Origin of the sequence: Pseudophaeobacter sp. 1A09344 (assembly GCF_041008745.1) — a bacterium.
Lineage (GTDB): Bacteria > Pseudomonadota > Alphaproteobacteria > Rhodobacterales > Rhodobacteraceae > Phycobacter > Phycobacter gallaeciensis_A.
In genome coordinates this window covers 210,345-231,367 of record NZ_JAXGFS010000008.1, presented here as the reverse complement: position 1 = coordinate 231,367, position 21,023 = coordinate 210,345, and the positions used below count along the sequence as shown (strand labels likewise).

General features: G+C 59.7%; 30 protein-coding genes and 1 pseudogene. 5 read left to right on the top strand and 26 right to left on the bottom strand.

Going from position 1 to position 21,023, the window contains the following annotated elements; translation table 11 throughout:
* Nucleotides 1-279: 279 nt before the first annotated feature.
* Nucleotides 280-760 (bottom strand): annotated as a pseudogene (locus tag SM765_RS15560) (recombinase family protein); the annotation flags it as partial.
* 139 nt (nt 761-899) lie between these two features.
* Here SM765_RS15560 and SM765_RS15555 point away from each other — a divergent pair.
* The gene (locus tag SM765_RS15555) at nt 900-1,295 is read left to right on the top strand and encodes a hypothetical protein (protein WP_274838281.1); all 396 of its coding nucleotides are present in this window, start codon (nt 900-902) and stop codon (nt 1,293-1,295) included.
* A 40-nt stretch (nt 1,296-1,335) separates the two neighbouring features.
* Here the strand turns inward: SM765_RS15555 and SM765_RS15550 are convergent, their stop codons facing one another.
* Nucleotides 1,336-2,043 (bottom strand): recombinase family protein, encoded by a 708-nt coding sequence (locus SM765_RS15550; protein WP_274838282.1) that lies wholly within the window; start codon nt 2,041-2,043, stop codon nt 1,336-1,338.
* 550 nt (nt 2,044-2,593) lie between these two features.
* Here SM765_RS15550 and SM765_RS15545 point away from each other — a divergent pair.
* Both SM765_RS15545 and SM765_RS15540 read left to right on the top strand, forming a co-directional pair.
* On the top strand, nt 2,594-3,196 hold the full coding sequence (locus SM765_RS15545; protein WP_274838283.1) for a hypothetical protein: 603 nt from the start codon (nt 2,594-2,596) through the stop codon (nt 3,194-3,196).
* Nucleotides 3,150-3,326 (top strand): helix-turn-helix domain-containing protein, encoded by a 177-nt coding sequence (locus tag SM765_RS15540; RefSeq protein ID WP_368981625.1) that lies wholly within the window; start codon nt 3,150-3,152, stop codon nt 3,324-3,326. Before SM765_RS15545 ends, SM765_RS15540 begins: the two co-directional genes overlap by 47 nt.
* Nucleotides 3,327-3,486: 160 nt before the next feature.
* Here the strand turns inward: SM765_RS15540 and SM765_RS15535 are convergent, their stop codons facing one another.
* Together SM765_RS15535 and SM765_RS15530 are read right to left on the bottom strand one after the other, a co-directional pair.
* The gene (locus SM765_RS15535) at nt 3,487-4,923 is read right to left on the bottom strand and encodes a site-specific integrase (RefSeq protein WP_274838284.1); all 1,437 of its coding nucleotides are present in this window, start codon (nt 4,921-4,923) and stop codon (nt 3,487-3,489) included.
* A 285-nt stretch (nt 4,924-5,208) separates the two neighbouring features.
* Nucleotides 5,209-5,673: a hypothetical protein gene (locus SM765_RS15530; protein WP_368981624.1), complete on the bottom strand. Its 465-nt coding sequence runs from the start codon at nt 5,671-5,673 to the stop codon at nt 5,209-5,211.
* Between the two features lie 108 nt (nt 5,674-5,781).
* Between SM765_RS15530 and SM765_RS15525 the strand changes: the two genes are divergently transcribed.
* Nucleotides 5,782-6,300, top strand: coding sequence for an acyltransferase (locus SM765_RS15525; protein ID WP_368981623.1), 519 nt, complete (start codon nt 5,782-5,784; stop codon nt 6,298-6,300).
* A gap of 44 nt (nt 6,301-6,344) precedes the next feature.
* On the opposite strand, the gene SM765_RS15520 is transcribed toward SM765_RS15525, so the two are convergent.
* The 11 genes from SM765_RS15520 to SM765_RS15470 are packed head-to-tail and all read right to left on the bottom strand — an operon-like array spanning nt 6,345 to nt 14,296.
* Nucleotides 6,345-6,596 (bottom strand): hypothetical protein, encoded by a 252-nt coding sequence (locus SM765_RS15520; RefSeq protein WP_368981622.1) that lies wholly within the window; start codon nt 6,594-6,596, stop codon nt 6,345-6,347.
* Nucleotides 6,574-6,936 carry a hypothetical protein gene (locus SM765_RS15515; RefSeq protein ID WP_368981621.1) on the bottom strand — a complete coding sequence of 121 codons (363 nt, stop codon included), beginning with the start codon at nt 6,934-6,936 and terminating at the stop codon, nt 6,574-6,576. Before SM765_RS15515 ends, SM765_RS15520 begins: the two co-directional genes overlap by 23 nt.
* Nucleotides 6,933-7,178, bottom strand: a complete 246-nt coding sequence (locus SM765_RS15510; RefSeq protein ID WP_368981620.1) for a hypothetical protein — start codon at nt 7,176-7,178, stop codon at nt 6,933-6,935. The genes SM765_RS15515 and SM765_RS15510 overlap by 4 nt, the downstream gene beginning before the upstream one ends.
* Before the next feature lies 1 nt (nt 7,179).
* A complete protein-coding gene (locus tag SM765_RS15505; RefSeq protein ID WP_368981619.1) occupies nt 7,180-7,995 on the bottom strand; it encodes a M15 family metallopeptidase in 816 nt (271 codons plus the stop codon).
* 43 nt (nt 7,996-8,038) lie between these two features.
* On the bottom strand, nt 8,039-8,434 hold the full coding sequence (locus tag SM765_RS15500; protein ID WP_368981618.1) for a hypothetical protein: 396 nt from the start codon (nt 8,432-8,434) through the stop codon (nt 8,039-8,041).
* 29 nt (nt 8,435-8,463) lie between these two features.
* On the bottom strand, nt 8,464-8,949 hold the full coding sequence (locus SM765_RS15495) for a hypothetical protein (protein WP_368981617.1): 486 nt from the start codon (nt 8,947-8,949) through the stop codon (nt 8,464-8,466).
* Nucleotides 8,942-9,247, bottom strand: coding sequence for a hypothetical protein (locus SM765_RS15490; RefSeq protein WP_368981616.1), 306 nt, complete (start codon nt 9,245-9,247; stop codon nt 8,942-8,944). The genes SM765_RS15495 and SM765_RS15490 overlap by 8 nt, the downstream gene beginning before the upstream one ends.
* 17 nt (nt 9,248-9,264) lie before the next feature.
* Nucleotides 9,265-10,257, bottom strand: coding sequence for a phage late control D family protein (locus tag SM765_RS15485; RefSeq protein ID WP_368981615.1), 993 nt, complete (start codon nt 10,255-10,257; stop codon nt 9,265-9,267).
* The gene (locus SM765_RS15480) at nt 10,257-10,469 is read right to left on the bottom strand and encodes a tail protein X (protein ID WP_368981614.1); all 213 of its coding nucleotides are present in this window, start codon (nt 10,467-10,469) and stop codon (nt 10,257-10,259) included. The genes SM765_RS15485 and SM765_RS15480 overlap by 1 nt, the downstream gene beginning before the upstream one ends.
* Nucleotides 10,469-10,891, bottom strand: a complete 423-nt coding sequence (locus SM765_RS15475; protein ID WP_368981613.1) for a phage tail protein — start codon at nt 10,889-10,891, stop codon at nt 10,469-10,471. The genes SM765_RS15480 and SM765_RS15475 overlap by 1 nt, the downstream gene beginning before the upstream one ends.
* 9 nt (nt 10,892-10,900) lie before the next feature.
* Complete coding sequence (locus SM765_RS15470) at nt 10,901-14,296, bottom strand: phage tail tape measure protein (RefSeq protein WP_368981612.1); 3,396 nt, start codon at nt 14,294-14,296, stop codon at nt 10,901-10,903.
* Between the two features lie 66 nt (nt 14,297-14,362).
* On the opposite strand from SM765_RS15470, the gene SM765_RS15465 reads away from it, so the two are divergent.
* Nucleotides 14,363-14,566, top strand: a complete 204-nt coding sequence (locus SM765_RS15465) for a hypothetical protein (RefSeq protein WP_368981611.1) — start codon at nt 14,363-14,365, stop codon at nt 14,564-14,566.
* A 151-nt stretch (nt 14,567-14,717) separates the two neighbouring features.
* Here SM765_RS15465 and SM765_RS15460 read toward each other — a convergent pair whose 3' ends face one another.
* The 11 genes from SM765_RS15460 to SM765_RS15410 all read right to left on the bottom strand — a co-directional run bounded on the left by SM765_RS15460 (nt 14,718) and on the right by SM765_RS15410 (nt 21,021).
* Nucleotides 14,718-15,017 (bottom strand): phage tail assembly protein, encoded by a 300-nt coding sequence (locus SM765_RS15460; RefSeq protein WP_368981610.1) that lies wholly within the window; start codon nt 15,015-15,017, stop codon nt 14,718-14,720.
* Between the two features lie 9 nt (nt 15,018-15,026).
* On the bottom strand, nt 15,027-15,533 hold the full coding sequence (locus SM765_RS15455) for a phage major tail tube protein (RefSeq protein ID WP_368981609.1): 507 nt from the start codon (nt 15,531-15,533) through the stop codon (nt 15,027-15,029).
* Nucleotides 15,534-15,618: 85 nt separating this feature from the next.
* Nucleotides 15,619-16,797: a phage tail sheath subtilisin-like domain-containing protein gene (locus SM765_RS15450; RefSeq protein ID WP_368981608.1), complete on the bottom strand. Its 1,179-nt coding sequence runs from the start codon at nt 16,795-16,797 to the stop codon at nt 15,619-15,621.
* Nucleotides 16,798-16,889: 92 nt separating this feature from the next.
* A complete protein-coding gene (locus SM765_RS15445; protein WP_368981607.1) occupies nt 16,890-17,027 on the bottom strand; it encodes a thermonuclease family protein in 138 nt (45 codons plus the stop codon).
* A 33-nt stretch (nt 17,028-17,060) separates the two neighbouring features.
* The gene (locus SM765_RS15440; protein WP_368981606.1) at nt 17,061-17,234 is read right to left on the bottom strand and encodes a thermonuclease family protein; all 174 of its coding nucleotides are present in this window, start codon (nt 17,232-17,234) and stop codon (nt 17,061-17,063) included.
* 10 nt (nt 17,235-17,244) lie between these two features.
* On the bottom strand, nt 17,245-17,643 hold the full coding sequence (locus SM765_RS15435) for a hypothetical protein (RefSeq protein WP_368981605.1): 399 nt from the start codon (nt 17,641-17,643) through the stop codon (nt 17,245-17,247).
* Between the two features lie 12 nt (nt 17,644-17,655).
* Nucleotides 17,656-18,396: a hypothetical protein gene (locus SM765_RS15430; protein WP_368981604.1), complete on the bottom strand. Its 741-nt coding sequence runs from the start codon at nt 18,394-18,396 to the stop codon at nt 17,656-17,658.
* A gap of 11 nt (nt 18,397-18,407) precedes the next feature.
* Nucleotides 18,408-18,923, bottom strand: coding sequence for a phage tail-collar fiber domain-containing protein (locus SM765_RS15425; protein ID WP_368981603.1), 516 nt, complete (start codon nt 18,921-18,923; stop codon nt 18,408-18,410).
* 4 nt (nt 18,924-18,927) lie between these two features.
* A complete protein-coding gene (locus tag SM765_RS15420) occupies nt 18,928-19,686 on the bottom strand; it encodes a phage tail protein I (RefSeq protein WP_368981602.1) in 759 nt (252 codons plus the stop codon).
* The gene (locus tag SM765_RS15415) at nt 19,679-20,635 is read right to left on the bottom strand and encodes a baseplate assembly protein (protein WP_368981601.1); all 957 of its coding nucleotides are present in this window, start codon (nt 20,633-20,635) and stop codon (nt 19,679-19,681) included. Before SM765_RS15415 ends, SM765_RS15420 begins: the two co-directional genes overlap by 8 nt.
* On the bottom strand, nt 20,632-21,021 hold the full coding sequence (locus tag SM765_RS15410; protein ID WP_368981600.1) for a GPW/gp25 family protein: 390 nt from the start codon (nt 21,019-21,021) through the stop codon (nt 20,632-20,634). The genes SM765_RS15415 and SM765_RS15410 overlap by 4 nt, the downstream gene beginning before the upstream one ends.
* Nucleotides 21,022-21,023 lie beyond the last annotated feature (2 nt).

The window sequence follows — 21,023 nt, the reverse complement described above, 5'->3', positions numbered from 1 at the left end:
GCTCTTCCGCATCGTTTGTCTCCTCGTTTGGAGAACAGGCTAACTTCAAACCGCGGACTTTTCAGGGGAGCAGGTCAAAGTCCTTGGCTTCGATCTGAAAAAGCCGATTGAAAAGTTCTAAAACTTCGGCGTCCATGATGGTCTCCTACTGTTGGCCCTCGGAACTCACAACTAAAGGCTGTACCGGGTAGCATTTATCTGTGGGCCAGGCGCCTAGTTTTCAATGAACGTTGCAAGTGGGTCAGAAATGTCCACCACCCGTTGCCAGCTTTCTGACCTTTAAACGACGCACCAACTCGCCCACCGTTTTACAGCTTCATGTGCCGCAGTCGGATCCCCTTTGATCCGAAGCACGGTCTGCCGGATTAACCCCGTAGCTTGCGCGATAGCAGCGGTGCCACCCCCCTCCCCTGCCATGCTCAGAACCGCCTCCAGGGCCTTCTGGTCGTAACTAGGCTTCTTGCCCCGGTACTTCTTAGGATCGCCCTTAGCGGCCTCTATACCAGCTCTCTGCGCCTCTCTAGTGGCTTCCGCCTGTGCTTGGGCTGTTGCGGCCATGAAGGCTATCAGCGCGTCTCTCACGGCCTCCTGCATCGGGTCTGTAGTCGATCCGTCGTAGATCATGTTGTTGATCACGGTACGACCCCCCCCCCCGACGCATGAACTCCCGGATGGTATCCGTCACGTCCTGGTAGTTCTGTCCCAAGCGGTCCACCCATCGCACCACGAGCGTGTCTCCTGCCCGCAGTAGGTCGAATACAGGTGGAGATGTGCAACTCTGCGCAACCTGCCTCGAACGCGTAGAAGTGGTTGCGGTTTCAGCAACATGATATCAATTTAGCTCGAGCCGGATGCCATCCGGCAGACAACTAATCGAAATAACTAGAGCTAAACTAGACATGACAGAACAGAGAAAACGAGAACCAATTTGGGGAGACTTTTGGGGCCACAACTTTGGGCCGTTGAAAGAACCAGAGGAAGCCCGCAAAGCAATGAGATGGGCCTTGCTTGTCGTAATTTGGATCGCTGGCTCGATGGCGTTCTTTGCCCATGCGACACAGGGTACCGGTGGCTACCTAGTAGCGGCGGCCTTGGCTTCACTTGCTGTCCCCGTATACCTTGGAAAACGAGCATTTGTATTGATTGCCATCATCTTAGGAGCCGTCGTTTTTGGCTACGAAGTGTATATTCGATTGATGTCTGCGACCTTTAACGGCTTTGTCGTTCACCTGATTCTTGCCTATGCTTTGCTTCAGGCTTTCAGAGGCTGGCGGTATCGCCCAATCACGAGGTGATCAAGGGGCTGCTCCAACGAAACCTCCGTGTGAAATAGCTTTAGCTGGTATATCGTTGGAGCCTCCGCACTGAATTGGCTGACCAGCCCCCCCGCCCTGATACTGTAGGCACTCCCATTCGATTCAGATGAGTTGCAATCTGTCGGAGCGACATAGAACCGTCAGGGTCAATGCGCTGGAGCAAGGAAACCTTATCTGCAGCAGACCGCCGATAACGCTCCGTACGGGCCTGCGACGCCCTCTTGGCGTCCTCAGCAGTTCCCACCCTGCCAACAAACTTACCGGCGCTGTACGCGCCTAATTGAACGCCTCTGGCTTTTGCCGCTGCCAGAGCCTCTTTCGTCCTTCTGCTGATCGCTTCCCGCTCCTGTTCTGCAACCAGAGCCATAATACCTACCGTTAGCCGGTTGGCGTCCGGCATGTCCGCTGCCACAAACTCGATTCCGGCCTCTTTAAGCGAAAGAAGGAAAGCAGCATTCCGTGTCAGCCGGTCAATCTTAGCCACAACCAGGGTAGCTCCCGTTGCCCTGCACAGAGCGATGGCTTCTGCCAGTTTCGGACGTCTGTCTTTTCGCCCGCTTTCGATCTCCACGAACTCTTCGATGATCTGCCATGCCCCGCCGTTCAGGTAGTCTTCGACGGCCTTGCGCTGTGCCTCTAAACCTAGACCAGACCGGCCCTGTTTCGCCGTGGACACTCGTAGGTAGGAGATGAATTTGCCGGAAGTCATATCGTTACGTTTTTTCAAAGGTTGGTTTGATGTTACGTAACACTAGAGCAGATCCGTGTTAATCCCCCACGCGACGCTCCATATCCTAGCCAATGCGTCGCTGGTATTTTCCTCGATGTTGGAGGGGCGACTGCCACCCCACCCCCATAGGGTTGTCGTATATGGCCTCTGCCAGAGATCAGGTGCATAGGATCGTCAACCAGCCGAATGCTGCGCTAAAGTCATAAAAAGCTTGCATTTTGATTGTTGTTTGGTATACTGATTGGAAGCGTTGAGAAAGCTAATTTGCTTTCCGTTTTTCCCTCCGAAGATACTCTGATCGTCCGCCGCTGCCCTAACACCCGGCAGCTGCAGCTAGTGCTGCGATATCCCCGTACGAGGCAGGTTTGGTCCGCTGCCGTAACAACATGGACAACGGGACTAAAGGCCAGCGACAGTCACGGCTTCGACCGTGCCAGTACCAACCCTTTCGCCCGCCCTGCCAAGGGTCGGGTGTTGGTGCTATTGATCTCACACTTTCAACCCACGCTGCACAGGAGGGAGCAGCAACAAACAGGTAAATCCCCGAATGCCATCACCTCTCAAATCGAAGGAACGTTTTTCTGATCGCAAAGAGAAAGGCGACAAAACCGAAAAGGCCTTCATGGACCTGATAGCCCTGATGGGTGGCACGGCACAGGCGATAGGAAAGGTTCCCACAATGGGAGACCCCACACCCCGCTTTTGCCGCCCATCGGCACAATCGGAAGACGGCTTTCGATACTCCGTCAGCCCCGACATTGTTTTCACCCTGCCGGACCAGCCCAGAGGCATGGCATCTCTCGCCCAGGTGAAGCTGAAGAAGCTACAGCGGGACCCCTCCAAAGGTCGGCTACTCATCTACCTAGATGAACAGGAACTCCACCGGATGAACGAGGCGGCCATGTTCTATGACGTGTTCTTCGTCATCCATGTCCCGGAATTGGCAGCGACCGAAGGCTTCTCAGAGTGGATGTGGGTGAACGTCGATGATCTCCAGGAAGACCGCATCTCCCTGATAAAACGGCGGATCCAGAACAAGCCTACCTTCCTGCTACCGCTGGATCTGTTCCGTCCCCTGTCTGAACTGAAAAAGAGGCCTCTGCATGCACCATCAAACACGAACGCTCCGCCAACAGATCGACGAGTATGAACGCCAGATCCTGGCAGACACACTCAAAGCCTTTGACACCCGCACGGAGCAAGCTGCCCGCCTAGGCATCTCCAACTGCACCCTTCAACGCAAGCTTTCTCGCCATGGTCTGATCGGCTTATCCGGTTGACAGACCGAAGTCCTGATACACGACAGCCCCCTCCCCTCCGGTCTGACGTTTTTGTCAACATAACCGTCCCGCACGGACGTGGGGGGTAGGGTTACGAAACAACGAAATAGCTGACGCTGGCGGCGTTTGTGGCGCTGCTAAATGGGATGACAACGACCTCCTAGCCCGCCAACGTCCCAACAGCCCCCGGAATCCAATCCAAGTATGGGTGGGGGGCCTTGTCCACGGCGGCCTTCATTACCCGCAAGCTCGGACCTCGCCCATAACCGGCCGCAACGGTATGCAGGTCGTGGCCTAAGATGGCGTTGTGAACCTCCAGCCCCACCTCAGCGTCCCGCATCTTGTCCTTGAAGGTGCCGCGCAAAGAGTGGGTCGTGTACCGGGCCTTGGGATCTCCAGAAAGCCGATTTAAGTCGACCTTCTTCATCCAGTAGCCACACTTCTCGGATGCGCGGGATTTACCCCCTGCCTTTATCGGAAAGTCGAACAGGCGGTCAGTCGGCTGCTTCCCCATCAGAAGGCCACGGACAAGAGGCGCGACGATGCCGCAAATCGGCACCCGTCGCTCTGAACTCCGCGTTTTGACTTCTGCCCCCTGTAGATCGAAATACAGAATCCCATCTTGCTCCTTGACCTGTCGAACAAACGACAAGGCCACCTCATCAACGCGCATCCCCGTACAGACTAATATCGCCCACAGATCACGTATCTCGTCGGGCAGTTTCGGTATCGAGAAAAGGTGATGCAAAAGATCGTCGGACAACGGCGCGTAGTTCTGTCGCTTTGCGCCATAGCCACTGAGTTTGAGGCCCACGAACGGATTGCGCTTTAGGTCTCCGGTTCTTACAGCCTCCTCCAGCATGGTCGATATATCGCTTACTCGGGTCTTGATGGTCGAATTACCATGCTCCTCCGAAAGGCGCTGAGCAAAGGCGTAGGCATGCTTTGCCTCCACCTCATCAATGGGAAGGTCTCCGACCAGATCAATGAACTGGTGGATATGTCGAATCCGGGCTTTGGCCGTCTTCTGTTTGATATCCCCCTGGCGAACGCGCAGCTCTAGGGTTTGCTCAAAACGGGTGAGCATTGCCTTCAACCTCAGGACATCACCCCCCAATCCAAAAGTGGCGGAAAGCTCCCTCTTCGCGGCCTCCACAGAGGCACTTGCATCCTCAGCGCTGGGCGGTGGGCCATCGAAACGCTCATACATCTCGAGAAAGCCAGCAGCATCTGCAGGCCGCCTATCCAGCTCCTGCAGCTCGAAGACCAACCTTTCCATCTCATGGATTGCTTGTTTTGCCTGATCCGGGGTCTCTGGCAGCTCAGAGAACGTCCGCTCTACCACATCACAGAACTCCGGCTCATAAACGTGGTCGTACGGCTTGTCAGCCAAATGGAGCAGCTTAACGGCTCTCTGGTATCGGCTCTCACGCTCAGCTAGCCGATGCTTTCCCACGGCTTCCAACACCCGCTGCCGTAGCTGACCTTCCAACTCAAAGCGGCGTTTTTCTGCGATAGCCCGATCTGTCGTATTGGCTGCCACACGAACCTGTGCCTGCCCCTTCACTGCGGCACGTGCCTCGCGTGGCACCGTCATGACGACGTAGTATCTGCCGTTCCGAAGGCTAACACTCGCTGGATGCCAGTCCACTCCTCAGCTCCCCACAATGCCATCTGTAATGTCAATCGTAATGTCAGCGACAGTGCCGCCGTCCATCACACATCATAACAAATCAAGGATATAGGGACCAGAAAGATGTATGGAGGCGAGTACCGGAATCGAACCGGTGTACACGGATTTGCAAGAGATGGAATGCCGCTGATTTTACACGGCTTTTCGATTAGACCAAGCCGGAAATATCGCGGAACGTATCGTGAATGCCTAGAGGCCCTTCAAGGCTTCGCGGTGGCCCCATGTGACCACATCGAACAGCAGCTGCGGCGACAGGCGCTGCGGGTTCGGAAGGCCAAGCGCGGCAGCGATGATTTCCGAACAGAACCACCGGTCTTCATCATGGCGACCGAACGCCAGAACATGCGATAGCAGCAGTCCGGTGTAGTCATACCGGGCACCGATGCGTGACCGGATGAAGTCCGCCGGACCATCAGCGTCGATAGCCAGCTGGACAAGATCCCAATGCGCAGGCTTCAGCACCATCACCTTCGACCGCACGCCGCCATCGCGACCTGATGATGACAGGCATTCAAGCGGCTGACCGAAGTCAGCAGCACCTGCGATGAATTCGACATGGCTATACCGGCCACGGGTCGCAAAGCGAATTCCCGCGTCCTGAAGCCGATGCCACGGGTCGTTGGCTAATCCCTTGCAGAAGGCAAGCGTTACCATATAGTCTCCGATGTGGCTGTAAGATGGTCGAGCTCTGTCAAGCCAACCCTGCTCAAATAGGCGAACATAGGGCGGTTATGCCTCATTAGGTTAAAGGACTATTAAAAATTGAAAGTTGAAGGTAACCAATCAGGGATCAAGGTTGAGGTGGACGCAACCACCAAAACAGATGGAATTCGAGTCATTTCAGTTGGTGAAGGAAATGAGATTTCGATTGGCAAGAACTGCCGAATACAAGGACATTTTTACCTAGCAAACGGCGCATGCCTACGAATAGGCGATAGCCTAACGTGTACGAGTCGGATTCTTTGTCATCTCCATGAAGGTTCATCAGTAGAAATTGGCGACAATTGTTTATTTGCTAGCGAAGTTTCGTTTCGCCCATCTGATGCTCATAAAATCTTTGACCTCGAGACAAATGCGAGAGTTAACAATCCCTCACCAATACGGATTGGTGATCGAGTATGGATAGGCGAGAACGCGTTGGTACTAAAAGGCGCATCTGTCGGGAATGACTCAGTTGTAGGCGCCAGATCCGTAGTTTCGGGCCGTTTTGATAAGGCTAATTGTTTGATTGCTGGTCAGCCAGCAAGAATTGTTCGGGAAGGCATTCGTTGGGAAGCTTGAACACCCACTGGTTCATGCGTGAACTGAGTTGAGTGGAAGCGAAATTAGAGAGGCAAACTGGCCTGCAGATGGTCATACCAATCGGCACAGCGCGTGGTGCGGGCGTTCTGGCGGGCAAGCGCCGCGTCAGCCTTCAGCACCGCCACATCCAGCCGGTCACCTTCCCGCACGCCGCTATATGACAGGCGGCGGCAGTCTTCCGGCAGGTCGGGCAGAACCTGTGCCGCACGCGCTTCCCCGACCGCCTCACCAGCGGCCTGAATGCGGGCGATATCAGTTTGCCCGCAGGCGCTCAAGAAGACCGGAATCCACAACGCCTTCAGGATTGACTTGGGTGTCACGTTCATATGCCTTCAATTCGGCGGCAAAGCGCAGGGCTTCGCCTTCAGCCGCCTGCACCTTTTCCCGCAGGGATTGGTTCGCTTCATTCGCCGCAGCCATCCTGCGGCGCATCGCATCCAGCTTGGTCTGGACGGCGGTCAGTTCGAATTCGCGCACAAACCCTTCGCGGGCCGCGCTGACGGCTTGACGCTTGTCATAGACGTGCCAGCCCCAAAGCAGGCCGCAGATCACGAAAGCCAGACCGATGCGGCTGGTCAGGAACCGCCAGCCATATCGCAGAACCACCGCCATCATTGCCCGTCACCCCATCCGGTTTGGGTGCTGACCCATTCCATGCCATGGGCCAGCGCAAGGTTCGCGATGACCATGGGGAAAGCCAGCGACAGGATGGATTGCGTGCCATCCACGGGCACGCCAGCAGCTTCCTTTGCCGCCATCCACGCGAAGGCGAAGCACCACAACAGAAACACGGCCCACGCCTGTTCCCGCTTGCCCGACCGACCGCCGATGATGAACCGACCGAAGAACTTCAGCATGTCAAAGCCTCGCGAACTGGAAGTGCATCCAGTCTTTGCCCCATGCGAAGCCCGCAGGGGTGCCACCATGGGCCATCACGATGTTCCAGAAGGGTTCATATTCCGGCCGGGCGAACTGTGCCCGGTCAGTACCCCAGCGAAGCTGGTTCTGTTCCGGGTTCAGGTCCACCGCCGCGCCATAGGCGTGGGTGGACAGCGTGCTGCCGCCACGTTTCTTGCGGAAATTGAAACACCCACCGAAGACGTTCAGCTGCAGCCGTTCGATGTCAGCCTGACCATAATGCTGCAGGGCATGGCGGAAGATGTCTGTCAGCGGCTGCGCCAGCTTTTCGTGGCAGGAAAACCGCTGGATGGTCTGGCGCGTGTTCCAAGCGATGACCATGGGATAGGCAAGGTCCACTTTGCCCGCCGTGCACTGCGCACCACCGGCTTCGCCATAGAAATCGGCTATGTCGCGCTGGCGCGGGAAAGCGTCTTGCTTCGGATGGCTGCGCGATCCGGTGACCGGCGACCGTTCCACCGCTGCAGACACGCCCGCCTTGGCGCTGCGCCACGCGGTCAGGGCTTCGGCGGTAACGTGCCCGGTGTAACCGTCGATGACGCCGGGTTCATGGCCAAGAACCGCCAGCGCGGCCTGACCGGCACCAATCAGGCGACGGCGCTTCGACCAGCGCGACGGCGCATCGCGGTAATTCGTGCCCTGCAGCTGTTCTGCACGCGACACCGACGCCCATGTTTTCGGCCCGGCATCACCGTCGATTGCGCCCGTGTACCAGCCGACATCGGCCAGCAGCATCTGGATGTCCGACACTTGCATGTCACACCTCGCTTCAGTTTCGATTTTCAGGAAGGGCCGCGCGTCAGATGCGCTGCAGCAATGGACGCAGCAGGAACTTCAGCGCGACCAGCGGAAACAGATAGGGAAAACGCAGCCGATAGCCCTTGGCCTTCAGGTCGCCGCGCGACACCAGCTGGCGCTGGATGTTATCGGTCCAGCCGCGCCCACGGCACCAGACCACGGCATGCCCCGCGCCACCCGGCGACAGGCAATGGCAAAGCACGTACTTGAAGGTGACCAGCGCCCACCAAAAACGCCACATCGACCGGCCTTCATAGAGCCAGACCAGCGTCAGCGAATAGTCTTCGCAATCGCCCGACACAGGGCCGTCGCCACCCATGATGCGCCAGCTTTCGCCTTTGTCCGCACGATAGGTGAAGCGCCCGCTCAGGGACGCCTGAACAGCATCAGCAGCCATTGCCACCTCCTTCGATTGTGAAAGTCAGGTCAGTTCGCGGGCAACCACGGGCCAGCCGCAAACAGGTTCACCTGAAGCCGCCCGTCAGGGCACAGGTGGAACGCGAAGATTTCCCATCCGGCGGCGCGGCCATAGAGCGGCGCGGAAATAACCCACGGCCCCCAGGCTTCGGCAATTTCGGACGGGGGCCGCGATCCGCCACCCCAGACGGCGGTTTCCGGCGAAACATCCAACGCGACAGGCACGCGCAAACCACTGGCGCGGACCACATAGGCCCGAAGCCCCTGATACTCGCACCGGCGCTTGACCATCGTGCCGCGCACGGCCAGCCCACCACCGACCGGTTCGGCTTCAGCGGTCACCGCATAGAACGGGGCCTGCATCGTGATGTCGCGAAACCACCGCTTGCCCGACAGTGCATCCCATGCGGCGGAAAATCCGCTGATGACTATCACCGCCAGCAGCAGCACAATCATCGCAAGGTTTTGGCGCAGGGCCGCACGGGTGTTAATCATCCTTCGCCCCCCCGCCAAACCGCCGCCGCACCATGTCCTTGACGAATTCACGATCCGCGAACAGCGCAGTGATGGTGTCCAGCAGCACCAAGGCAAACGCCATGATGGCCAGCGCCGCCAGAACTTCGGACCCACGCGCAAGTGGGGCCAGTGTCGGCGACAGCCCGTAGGACAGGAACGCGGACGCCACGGTCTTCACCGCCCGCCGCGCCAACGGTTCCCGTTCGGCGTCGCGGCTCATGACATAGAAAACCATGCCGATGACCACGGCCCAATATTCAAGACTCTTGCCCAGCAAGCCTGCCCCCTTGACTGTTATTCAGCCTTCAATTTGCCTGTGAAAGCGGTGCGCAGACCGCCGGATTTCGTGAAGGTGTGGGTCACCCGGTCAAGGATGAATTCACGGCCATCGGCCAGCGGACGCACCCCCGCATAGATGACAGGCTGACCCGCCATCAGCGCCGGGCGACCGACGATCGAACACCCGGTTTCAATCAGGCCCCGCATCATTTCGCGGGCGGCGGCCTTGGCGGCAGCAGTTGCCTCTTCTTTCGAACTGTACGGGTCGCGCAGGACGTGTTCACCGCTGGCTTCAGGGTCGGCATCTACCACGACTTCCTGCCGCTTCGCGCCCTTGCGGTCCTGCCAATAGGCTTTGACCTTTGCAAACCGGTCCACATCGGTTTCCGACACCCGGCACGACCCTTCGACGATGGAAGGCACGAATACCAGCGATGGCGGAATAGCCGTGCCGTCCGCCGTCTTTCCGGTGCCGCGTTCCAGCCAAAGAAGCGTGCCGTTCTTGATGGTGAACAGCGCCCCGTGCCGCTGCGCCAGACGTTCCAGAAAGTTCAGGTCGGATTCGTCCTGCTGCCCGATCCATTCATAGACGTGACCCGACACCGCATCGGAAATCTTGGATTGCAGGCCATAGTCGCCGGCCTTTTCCTCCACGATGTCCTTCACCGAAGCATTGTCCCAGTGCTTGGTTTTGTTCGCCTTCATTTCCGACCGCAGGTCAGCCGAATGCCCCCTGACCGTGATGGTGTAGGGCAGGCACGCGAATTCCACCCGGTCGATGATGTAGGCCCCGACAAACCCGCCGCTGATGCCGTTCAGGATGGTGACGGTGACCACCGCTCCACGCCGGGGCGACTGGAAGTGCGGGGCCGCGTCATTAAAAACCAGATCCAGCGTGTCAGACCGGATGCCTTCGCGGTCGGTGATGGTCAGGCTGACAAGCCGGTCAAAGAACGCGCCCGACACGGGCACGCCATCGACAGTCACCAGAATGCGCGGATGCGTCATCAGTCCCACAACCTCAATGGCTGGCCAGCCCTATCCTGCACCACCATGTCGGGCAGGGTGATTTCAGTGCCCACCGGCAATCGGTGGGCCACGGCTTTGATATGCGGGTTCGCCTCGAGTACCCGTTCGACCGCACCCGCCTGCGCCCCGTATTCGCGCAGGCAAATCAGGTCCAACGGATCCCCGGCGGCGGTCACGTAAACACTGGCCATCAAAAAATCCCCAGCAGTGACAGCAGGCTGAACCCGGCCCCGATGCGCTTCACTTCGATGGTGAAGGCATTGCGGCCCGGCGTGCCGTAGCGGTCATGGAACGCGCGGTCTTCATCGACCTTCTGGATGGCGTGACTGCCAAAGACCTTACCCCCCAAGGACACCAGCATCAGCGGCACCCCGGATTTCGCGGCCAGCCGCACGCCTTCCAATGTGCCAGCCCCGCCGAATTCCTGCGGGAACAGCACGCCATTGATGGTCACCACTTCAGTGCGCGGGCCGGTCCACTGCAGGGCGTTCAACCGCCCCGCAGTTTCGATTGCAGCCCACGTGGTGTCCAGCTTGCGCCCGACTCCGGTGTAGCCGAAGCCATGGGCACGAAACATGAATGGCCCCAAAGCCATGGTCACAGGTCCAGCCATGTCACCCCCTTAGTCGGAAAAGCTGGCCGACATCGTGGCCGCGACACGCTGCCCGATACGGTCAGACACAAGGTCAGCAATCGCCTCCGGGTCGGAAACACCGGACGGCACCTGAATGTTTATGCCACCATTGATTTCTACCCGGACATTGCCCTTTGGCACAGCGCCAGAAACGCCTTGCGCTGCAGCCGGGGCCGCAAGCGCCGAACCGGTCAGAACCGCAAGGCTGGCAGCGCGAAGCCCCTGCGCCCCACGATGCAGCCGCGCCAGTTCGGGATTGCGACCGACTGGACGCGGGGCAATGCCAGACAGATGCGACCTGAAAGCCGCCTGCGCCTGACCCACGTTCAGAACGCCACCCGACCGGCTTGGCACGAACCACTCCGAACGCGGGGTGTTTTCGTTCACCAGATAGGGCAGACCCATCCGGACAGATCCACCACCAGCACGGGCACCGGTGGGGCGCGGCGTGGCCGTGGCCCCCGTTCCAGCCGAAGGCACGGCCCGCAGTTGCGACAGCAGAAGGGCCACCCTTTCGTTCGCCCGGTCGATGGATGCCGTGCTGATTTCCGGGGCGGCTTCGGTGCCGTCCAGAACCTGCAGCGCAGCGGTCAGTTCACCCGCACGCCCTTCAGCATTCGACAGTTCCGCTTCGACTTCCTGCAGTTCCCGGCGGCGGGCGTCCATGGTCTGCCGCAACGGCATCGCCATGGTGTCAGCCATCGGGCCTTGACCAAGGTTGTCGATTTCACCCTGAATGCCCGCGATTTCATCCCGCAGGCTGGCCGCATAGTCGCGCAATTCCTGCAGGTGCGCCGGGGTCGGAAGCGGGCCGGATTGGGTCACCGACACCACTGTTTCCGCCGCAGCCCGCTGGTCAGCTGGCAACTGGTCGAAGCCGGGAGCATCCATCACAGTCGGGACTGGCGCTGCAGCTTCGTCTTCGGTTCCCATCAGCCACTTCAGCCAATCCGGTGGCTCCGGCCACTTAATCAAACCGGCGAAATCAATTTCACCGATGAAGTTCCAGTTCCACTCCGGCAGAAAGTCCGACCATTCGAACCCAAACCAATCCGACCACGGGATGTTCGGAATGAACCGCACCCATGAAATCGGACTGATGTAGGTCAGCCACTCGAAGGTTAGCCACCGCGACCAATCGACATCGGAAATCCATTCCGGCCAGTCGATTGCCGACACAAACTCAGACCATTCGACTTCCGGCAACCAGCCTTCCCAAGAAAAGGCACCCCAGATGCGCTGCCAATCAATCGACGGCAGGTATTTGTCCCACCCCAGAGGCTTAACCAGAAAATGCCAAAGCAGTTCGCCCGCAAGGGTCGCCCAGCCGATGACCGGAATGAACCGCAACGCGCCGCGACCCAACCAAGAAAGCGGGCGGATCAGCGAAGTCCAGCGAAGCCCACCCGCCAGAGAAGCCCAACGAATGGACGGAATCAGCCTTGCCGCCCACCGAATGGGCGTTACAAGACCTGACAGCGCGAATTTTCCACCCGTCAGCAATGCCCAAGGAATGCGGGACACCAGCCTTGCCGTCCATCGCACAGGCGTTAGCAAGGTGGACAGCGCAAAGCGCGGAAGGCGGGTCAGTCCACGAAACGCGCCACCAACGCCCATCAGGTCACCCGCAGCAAAGGCCGCACGCGCACCAAGCCCGACCAACCCAAAGCGCAGAACGGCCATGGTGCCGATAAGGCCCGCCGCTGCCGTCAGAAGGGCACCACCGGCAATCGCCAGCCCCCCAACTGCCGCCGCACCGATAACCAGCCACTTGGTCAGCTTTGGGTGTTCTTTGGTCCACGCCACCATCCGGTCGATGACGCCCTGCGACATTTCCAGAAGGTCATTCAGCGGCGGCAGAACGACTTCCCCGATGCTCACGCCAAGGCGGGCCATCTGGTTCCGCATCAGCTGAAGGTTGTTCGCCGTGGTTTCTGCGCGGGCGGCATATTCGCGCTCGGCACTGCCAAGATACTGCTGCTCTTCTGAAACCAGCCCCAATGCCTCTCTAAGCAAATCAAGTCGATTGATGAGCGGCGTTAATGCCCGCGCCTCATCACCGAAAATCTGAGACATAGTTGACGACTGAAGGTGGGCAGGAAGCTGGTTTATGCGCTCCATCACATCCAGTGTGGTGCCAACCGCATCTTCCTGCATGCGCTTCGCAACATCTGCCGCACTCAAACCGAGTGACTCGAAAGCAGCCCGCTGCTTAGGTGTGGATGACGCGCCACGGGCTAGAGCCTTACCCATATTGCGAAACGATGTCGCTGCCACGTCTGCGCCAGCGCCCGCCGCGATCATCGCAGAACCGAATGCGATGGTTTCAGTCGCATTGAAGCCCTTGACTTCGCCATCCGCAGCCACTCGCGTGGTGAATTCCAGCACCTTTGGGGCCGTCGAAGCCATATTGTTTGACAAGTGGTTCATCGCGTCGAAAAGCGCACTGGTTTCTTCGACCGTCAGACCAAGCTGCGTCTTGATGCTGGCCATGGCATCGCCGGACTGCGCTGCCGAAATATCGAATGCCACACCGATCTTCGCTGCTGTCTCCGCAAATTTCAGGAGTTCTTCACGGGCGATGCCAGACTGGCCACCAGCCGCCACGATTTGCGCCAGACCGTCCGCCGCCATGGGAATGCGGGTGGACAGGTCCAGAATGTCATCGGACATCTGCGCAAAGGATTCCGGCGCGTCGAAGTCCACCACCTTGCGGACATCGGACATCGCACTTTCGAATTCGATGGCCTGCTGCACAGGCCCGGACAGCGCCGTCAGGATACGGCGACCGGTCATCATCGAGGCGTTGCCGACAAACGACAGGTTTGCCGCCGTGGCCAGCGACCGGTCCATGCGTTCACGCGCTTCCGCGATGCGGGTCTGCATCATTTCCAGACGGCGCATGCGCTCCATCTGCCGACCGAAGGCGGTGGTCGCGCCATCCAGCGCACCAGCCAGCCGCCGCTGTTCCCCGGCAAGGTCACCAGTGTTCACGCCCGCTTGGCGCAGCTGTCCCTGCAAGCCGGACAACGCCCTGCGGTTCTGCTGGTGCTGCTGTTCCAGCCGGTCAGCGGTCGCGCGTGCCCGTTCGAATTCGCGGCGCATCTGCGCAGTCGGGTTGCGGGTGGTGGTGATGGCGTGCTGAAGCTGGCGGACACGTTCTCGCGCACGCTCCAAGGCTTCACCGGATTGGCTGACCACCTGCTGCTGTTTGCGGAAATCTTCAATCAGCCGAAGCGGACCGCGCAGGCCCTGTAGACGGCTCATTTCGGTGCGCACACCATCTGCGAAACGCCCGGTGACCGTCCGCATGTTCCGCAGCATGCTGGAATACTGGTCCACCGCCTTGATGGTCAGCTGCGTTTCGATGCGCTTTGTCGCCATGGTTCGCACACTCACATTGCAATTTTAGGGGGAAATGCCTATATTTAGGCCATGGAAATTTTTGCGATGATCTTTGCCATCTTCATGATTGCCGCCGCCGTGGCGGCGACAATCCTTGTGGGTATGTTTGCAGGTGGGCTTTGGGGCGCACTGGCCTTCGCAGCACTGCTGGTGGTGACCTATCGCGCCATGACACATCAGAGCGGGCCAACCCGCCCGATGAAGCGCGACCAGCTGAACGCCTTCCAGCGCCCATTGTCCGACGACTGACGCTATTCGAGCTTCAGCCGGGTCGCATCCCACACATCGCGGGCCGTGTCCTGCCAGATGTGGAATTCACTGACCTTCATGGCCAGCACCTGCGGAAGCGGGGTCGCCAGCGCCCGTGCGACGAACCCCGCGGCAAAGCGCAGGTCTTTCGCTACTTTGCCGGTTTCCCGTTTCCCGCATCAGATCCACGCTGCGCCGCCACGTGGGCCTGATAGGGTTCCAGAACGCGCTTGCCGATTTCACGGAAGTCGCTTTCCTTGACCTTCAGCATGACCGCGCGGTCCACGCCTGCCATGCCTGCCAGCAGGATGGCGGTCTGTTCTGCAGGCGACTTTGCCTCTTCGACCGCGATGCTGGTGCCAAGGTCGGGTTCATCGAACACCAGCTTGTCGATGGTCTTGCCATCGACGGTGACGGGGCGCTGAAGGGTCACTTCAATGGGATATTCCATGATGCCCCCTTACAGCAGCAGCGCGGCGCGGATGTCGCCGGTCTGGCTGACGCCGCCAACAGAGAAATCGAAATCGTCAATCTCGAAGATTTCGGACCCGTCGATTTCTAGCTTGGCATAGTTCTGCACCACGGTGCACTTCAGTTCGGCCTTGTCGCCGGGCTTCCAGTTCCCGGCATCGCCCGCGACGAGGCGACCGCGCACGTAATAGACGGCACTGTGCGTCACACCGTCTTCATCGACATGGGCACCGGTAACCATGAAGGCATGTTCAGTGCCGGGCTTGCCGGTCATCAGCTTCAGCGTGGCCGGGTCGAAGGCGGTCAGGGTGAATTCAAGGTCATCATGTTCATAGCCCATGCTGGCCTTGCGTTCCTTGATCATGCCGCCGTTGCGGAAACTTTCGGTCTTTTCCTTCGGCATCGAAATCGTGACTTCGGAAAACTGACCGACCTTCACGTCTTCATTGGCCCACAGGGCGCAGTTCCGCAGGATGTAAGCGGGGGTGGATTTCATGGCTGTTACTCCTTGTCAGCGCGATGTTGCGGCCCGAATGCACCGCCAGTGCATTCGGGCTATTCGGTCACCGGGGCGGGCGGTCTTACGCCGCCGCCTTCAGCGCTTCCTTGGTCAGTTCCAGATAATACTGGATGTTGCGGTGCGCGATGAACCGGATGTCTTCCATCGGCGCGGGCGGTTCGAATTCCATGGACAGCGTGATCTTGCCCGCCGCCATTTCGGTCGGTTCGTTCAGGGTTTCGTCAATCCAGACACGACCGCCCAGAATGGCCCCGGACGCCTTGAAGGTCCGCATGGCAGCGTTGCCGCTTTCCAGCATGAACATCAGGTTCGCCGCCGAAAACGGCTTGTCCACGAATTCCAGATACGCCTTTTCGATGGCTTCATTGATGAAGTCCGCCGTCCGGCGCACCGACAGGAACACCCACAGGTCATCGGTGGTCGCGGCACGGTTGCCCCACGTGATGAACCCGGACCCCATGTTGATGACGGTGCCCACGTGGTTTTCGTTCAGATAGTTCGCCTGCAGCCCGTAGGTCACGGTGCGGGACGCGCCGCCGATGCCGTTGATGGTCTTGTTCGAAAGCGAATGCCAGAAGCCCAGATTGGTATCGACGCGGGCCTGCACACCAGCGAAGCGGGCCGATGCAGGGCGTGCGACATAGGCGCTGGTGCCGGTATCCCAGACCAGCACCTTGGGGTCTACGACATAGACCCGCTGCGACCCGATCAGGTCGCGATAGGCGATGGCATCCGCGTCAGTGGTGTCGGGACCATCGACAAAGGCCACAGCCTTCAGCTGGTCCAAAACCCCGACCAATTCGGCCACCACGGGGTTCGCGGTCACACCATCGCCGCTGGTATAGCCGGGAATGGCAATCAGGCGGGGTTTGATGCCCAGCTGCGCTTCGGCCTTCTTCAGCGCGTGCACGCCGGTCAGTTGCGTGGCATCGCCCACCAGATTGGACATGGTGGCAGCGGCATCCACACCCTCTTCGACGCGGATGACGATGGTGTAAGCGCCGATCTGGTCAAACACGTCATCCACCGCATCCTTCAGGGTGCCGGTGTCGCCAAGGCCAGCCGCATCCGTGGGCGTGCCCTTCAGCAGCACCGGGGTGTTCAGCGGGAACTTGGCCGCGTCCGCATCGGGCGCAGTGCCCAGAAGGCCGACAACGGCGGTTTGGGCCACCTGCACCAGAACCGGGGTTTCATTGGATTCCGCCAGTCGCGTGCCGTGGTGGAAACTTGCAAAGCTCATTGCTTTCTCCTTTGCCAAAAGAAAACCCGGCACGCATCTGCCGGGCATGACCCGGCTTCCGCCGGTGTCGGGTTATGGGCCAGACGGCCCGGTCAGTAGCTTGCCGTTACCGCCAAGCCGTTTGTCACCAGTTCTTGGTTGATGCTGACAGCATCGCCTTCGGCCCGGTAGATTTCGGCCAGCCAGCGGCCATATTTGCCCGTGGCCGTGCTGTCCTTGTAGGTGCGCATCACGATGTCGCGCCCCAAGATTTCGCCGCGCAGTCAGTCGCGCGACACCAGCCCATCCGGACGTTCCGTGCCGCGCATTTCCGGCGCGTCGATGCCGTAGAGGCGAACCTTTACCTTGCGCAGCCAAGCGTGGAACCCAAGGTCCACATCGACCGTGATGGTGTCCGCGTCATAGACATCAGTGACGCGGGCCTTGTAGACATACATTAGGCCGCGCCTAGAAGTGCTGAATCATGGCCAGAGCTTCCGGCGGCACATCGGGCCATGCAACGTCAGCCGTGAAATCAGCGTCAGCATCCGCAGCAAGCGTGGCGACAGCCGCCCGCATCGCGGCAACCCACCCTATGGCAGCTTCGGCCCCGGCCAGAATGGACTTTTCGTCCTCGCTCCGCGCGGATGCGGTCTTGCCGGAAATGACCCCGACCGCCGCAGCCATGTTCATCTGTGCTTCGACAGACGCAACATCATAGATGCGGCGGCGGCACTCTGCGCTGATGCCCTTCTGGCGGCGAAGCGCCAGCGCCTCATCAACAACCACCTGCGGCACACCCATCGCCGTCAATTCGGCGGCGGTTTCCGCAGCAAATGTCTTGTTCTCGTGCTTGACTTCCAGCATGGGACAGCCTCCTTAAATCCAACTCAGGTTCGTATTGATGATGCGCAGCACGGAATTCGGATCCACGCCAACGCCACCGGCGCGGTCGGTAATCCGCCCCTCCCAACTGCCGGTGAAGGCAGCGCCATTCAGGAAGCGAACCACAATGTAGCCGGGAATATTGCCGAATATCGAACCAACCGTGCTCGCGCCGATGTCAAAAGTGCATCCGTGAAACGCAGCATCGACACTCGATTGGGTGTCCACACCTGTGCCGCTGATAAATCCACGCATGTGGTCATAACGAAACGACACAACTGGATCGTCAGGGAACGCAACATCAATATCGCGCAGCGTGACGCGGGAACCGTGCAGTGGGGTGAACTGGCCGAGATAGTCAATCTGATTGTCGATTTCGACCCATCGCAGCAACAATGCACGCCGAACGGTTTGACCAATGACTTCCAACTGGATGCGTTGCAGTTCTACGCGCTCCTGAAGGATGTAATCACTGGCCAGTCTGACCTGACAGATTCCACCGCGCGGGGTAAGCGCCACAGCGCGGGAAATACTTGCAAGCGGTTCCGCTACAGTGCCCGGTGACGCATCATCGCCGCCAACTTGATCGACATAGAACACCTTGAAATTGTTCGGGATAGCAGCGATGGCCGCTGCCACCGCGTTGTCGATTTCCGTCTTTTTGCCATTGTAAGCGCCCGCTGCGCTGTTCAGCGCAGCAATCGCATCGTTCAGTTGTTCCGTTGAAGTTGTCATTCTTCGACTCCTTAGTAAGCGCCGTGCAGGTCGCGGATGCGTTCCGACTGCCGGAACTGTTCGAGGTGAAGTTCAGCAAGGCTGGCAGCGGTGGACACGGCCAAATCAAAAAGCACGTCATCCGGCGCATTCACGATGACCAGACCGTCTTCGACGCGGGTGAAACTCAAAACGTGGTCCACCAGATAGGAGATGGCCCCGGTCTGACGGGCCACCACATCATTGCCCGCCCAGATGGCAATCAGGTCGCCGTCGGCATCGAAAAACCCCATTTCCCGCACCGCGAAAGCGGGCGTGTCAGGGTCGAATTCCGCTTTCACGCGCCACGCATTGGTGCCGACGATGTGACGGGTCTGGATGGCCTGCCGCGCCTTTTCGCGCTGCAGGGCGGTCTGGGAATAGTTGGGCGCGTAGTTGCCCCCATTGCCGTCACCAAGCGCAATATGCGTGATGGCGACCGCTGTTCCCGACCCGGCGGCGGCGGTGATTTTCGCCTCCGCAATATCGGTCAGAAGTGTTGTCGGCATTAGCTTAGCTCACCCTCCTTTGAACATCATGGAATTCCTGACTGACGGTCAGAACTCGCGCCGCCAGTCGCACAAAAGCCGCCACCGGCGCTTTGGCCGGACGCGGTTGCGGTTCATGGGTTTCGCTGAACACCCGCCGGGTGCGCAGCCCTGTTCGCAGCATCGGCCCGCCTTCGACCATCGCAGGTCGCGGGCCGGGGTCGATGTCCGCCTGATGCAGATGCGCTGGACGCACGCCGGTGCGCAGGTAGCTTTCGGTGCGGAAGCGTTCCCCAAGTCGGAAAATCAGCTTGCGTGACACCGGCGCGACCCGCTGCACCACCGAATTCATTGCGTACACCATGCGATTGTCGATGGTGTTTTCATTCGGCCCATAGAGCGACCGGCCCGCGTAGGCCGTCACCCTGAAGCTGCCAGCCTCGAGGCCATCTGCCACGCCTTCGGGTTCGAACCATTCCAGCAGTTCGGTGTCCACATCGAAAGCCGCAAGCGCGGTGCGGATGGCGTAGGGCGTGCCCTTAAACCGGTGCACTTCAGCACTGACGGCGATGACGCTGCGCTTGATGTCTTCGGGCCATTCCAGATCCCACACATCGACCGAATGTTCCCACGCAAGATGGTCCAGCAGACCGACATCGACCGTGGCCGGGTCTTTAGAAATCATCTGGACTGGCAAGGCGAACAGCCGTTCTTCCAAGATGTCCAGCGCCTTGGCCAGCGGCGTGGCCGTGGGCGGCAGCAGGGTGTCTTTCACATCAAACATCGCGCCAACCCCCGGTGATGGATTGCAGCGTCACGGTGATGCCGGTGCAGTGGGGCGCATCGAATGGCCCGATGTCCAAATCAGCCGCTGGCGACACCAGTTCGACATCGACCACGCCCTGCACATTCAGCGCCGCAGCGATGGACGTGCGGTAGAGTTTCCGACCGATGCGGATACGGCCATTTACGAATGCCTGCACCGCCGCCTGCGCCGCCGCCTGAACCGCCGATGCGGTTTCCGGGGTGGTGACGTGCAGAACCGCTTCGATGGCGTAGGGCACCGGCTGCGCGGACACCACGGTCAGCTTGTCGGCCACAGGGCGGCGCTTGTCAGTTGTGCAGTGCTGAAACACTGCATCCAGAAGCGCCGCATCCGCCGTTCCATCGCCTTCGCTGGACAGGATGACCATCTTTGGTTCGGCGGGCGGAATGGCCGGGTCCAGTCCGTGGTTTGGCCCATAGACCGCAACGTCCACCACGCGGTCATCGGCATCCAGCGCCCAATAGACATATGACCCTTCGGTGCCATGCGGCGACCACGCTTCGATGACCAGCTGGATGCGGGCGCGAAACGCCTCATCTACCTCCATGACCGGATTGTCCGGGTCGCTGTCATCCAGCACCTTGCGCAGCACGCCGCGATTGGCCCCGATCTGGTCAAGGTCATCGCCACGCGCCGTGGACAGGAACACCGACCGCACCGCTTCATTGATGCGGTTTTCCAGATACAGTTCCCGCGCCGCCGCCGCTTCATTCAGATAGCGCATCGGGCTGGCTGCGATGTTGCGGGCCAGCGCCATGACTTCGGCCACCTTCGGTGCATCGAAGACTCCCGCCAGCTGCGCTTCCAGTTCGACCAGTCGCGCTTCCAGAATGGCGTCGAAGTCCAGCACGCCAATCGCGGTCGGGTCCGGCAGTGTGGTCAGGTCCAGCGCGGCAAAGCGGCTCATGCGGCAAGGCTCCAATTTTCCACCCGGTCACGCATGACGCGGATGGTCTGAATGTCATCGACAACCGTGGTCAGGTCGCCTTTGTGAGCGTTCGGGCGGTGATTGCCGATCAGGGTCATGGTGATGGCCCCGGTTTCTGCACCTTCCACGGCAACATCGGTCAGTTCGAACCGGGGTTCCCACCGTTCCAGCGCTTCGGCCACGGCCACATACAGCGCCAGAACATTGGCTTCATTCATTGGCGCATCGACCAGCGCCGGGACTTCGGACCCGAATTCACGCCGGAAGACGCGGGCATTCAGCCGCGTGGCAAGGATGGTCTGGATGCTTTGCACCACGTGGTCCCACCCTTCGACCGCACCCCCGGTGTCGTGGTTCAGGTCCATCG

Bases quoted from the DNA above. Each gene is read 5' to 3' on its own strand.
- SM765_RS15500 (WP_368981618.1), bottom strand. From the start codon at position 8,434: ATGGCTGCTGATGCTGTTCAGGCGTCCCTGAGCGGGCGCTTCACCTAT.
- SM765_RS15530 (WP_368981624.1), bottom strand. From the start codon at position 5,673: ATGGTAACGCTTGCCTTCTGCAAGGGATTAGCCAACGACCCGTGGCAT.
- SM765_RS15445 (WP_368981607.1), bottom strand. From the start codon at position 17,027: ATGCGCACCTACAAGGACAGCACGGCCACGGGCAAATATGGCCGCTGG.
- SM765_RS15545 (WP_274838283.1), top strand. From the start codon at position 2,594: ATGCCATCACCTCTCAAATCGAAGGAACGTTTTTCTGATCGCAAAGAG.
- SM765_RS15415 (WP_368981601.1), bottom strand. From the start codon at position 20,635: ATGAGCCGCTTTGCCGCGCTGGACCTGACCACACTGCCGGACCCGACC.
- SM765_RS15470 (WP_368981612.1), bottom strand. From the start codon at position 14,296: ATGGCGACAAAGCGCATCGAAACGCAGCTGACCATCAAGGCGGTGGAC.
- SM765_RS15505 (WP_368981619.1), bottom strand. From the start codon at position 7,995: ATGCAAGTGTCGGACATCCAGATGCTGCTGGCCGATGTCGGCTGGTAC.
- SM765_RS15510 (WP_368981620.1), bottom strand. From the start codon at position 7,178: ATGCTGAAGTTCTTCGGTCGGTTCATCATCGGCGGTCGGTCGGGCAAG.
- SM765_RS15430 (WP_368981604.1), bottom strand. From the start codon at position 18,396: ATGACAACTTCAACGGAACAACTGAACGATGCGATTGCTGCGCTGAAC.
- SM765_RS15485 (WP_368981615.1), bottom strand. From the start codon at position 10,257: ATGACGCATCCGCGCATTCTGGTGACTGTCGATGGCGTGCCCGTGTCG.
- SM765_RS15460 (WP_368981610.1), bottom strand. From the start codon at position 15,017: ATGGAATATCCCATTGAAGTGACCCTTCAGCGCCCCGTCACCGTCGAT.
- SM765_RS15540 (WP_368981625.1), top strand. From the start codon at position 3,150: ATGCACCATCAAACACGAACGCTCCGCCAACAGATCGACGAGTATGAA.
- SM765_RS15465 (WP_368981611.1), top strand. From the start codon at position 14,363: ATGATCTTTGCCATCTTCATGATTGCCGCCGCCGTGGCGGCGACAATC.
- SM765_RS15515 (WP_368981621.1), bottom strand. From the start codon at position 6,936: ATGATGGCGGTGGTTCTGCGATATGGCTGGCGGTTCCTGACCAGCCGC.
- SM765_RS15495 (WP_368981617.1), bottom strand. From the start codon at position 8,949: ATGATTAACACCCGTGCGGCCCTGCGCCAAAACCTTGCGATGATTGTG.
- SM765_RS15440 (WP_368981606.1), bottom strand. From the start codon at position 17,234: ATGTATGTCTACAAGGCCCGCGTCACTGATGTCTATGACGCGGACACC.
- SM765_RS15450 (WP_368981608.1), bottom strand. From the start codon at position 16,797: ATGAGCTTTGCAAGTTTCCACCACGGCACGCGACTGGCGGAATCCAAT.
- SM765_RS15410 (WP_368981600.1), bottom strand. From the start codon at position 21,021: ATGGACCTGAACCACGACACCGGGGGTGCGGTCGAAGGGTGGGACCAC.
- SM765_RS15475 (WP_368981613.1), bottom strand. From the start codon at position 10,891: ATGGCTGGACCTGTGACCATGGCTTTGGGGCCATTCATGTTTCGTGCC.
- SM765_RS15435 (WP_368981605.1), bottom strand. From the start codon at position 17,643: ATGCTGGAAGTCAAGCACGAGAACAAGACATTTGCTGCGGAAACCGCC.
- SM765_RS15535 (WP_274838284.1), bottom strand. From the start codon at position 4,923: ATGACGGTGCCACGCGAGGCACGTGCCGCAGTGAAGGGGCAGGCACAG.
- SM765_RS15425 (WP_368981603.1), bottom strand. From the start codon at position 18,923: ATGCCGACAACACTTCTGACCGATATTGCGGAGGCGAAAATCACCGCC.
- SM765_RS15480 (WP_368981614.1), bottom strand. From the start codon at position 10,469: ATGGCCAGTGTTTACGTGACCGCCGCCGGGGATCCGTTGGACCTGATT.
- SM765_RS15420 (WP_368981602.1), bottom strand. From the start codon at position 19,686: ATGTTTGATGTGAAAGACACCCTGCTGCCGCCCACGGCCACGCCGCTG.
- SM765_RS15455 (WP_368981609.1), bottom strand. From the start codon at position 15,533: ATGAAATCCACCCCCGCTTACATCCTGCGGAACTGCGCCCTGTGGGCC.
- SM765_RS15555 (WP_274838281.1), top strand. From the start codon at position 900: ATGACAGAACAGAGAAAACGAGAACCAATTTGGGGAGACTTTTGGGGC.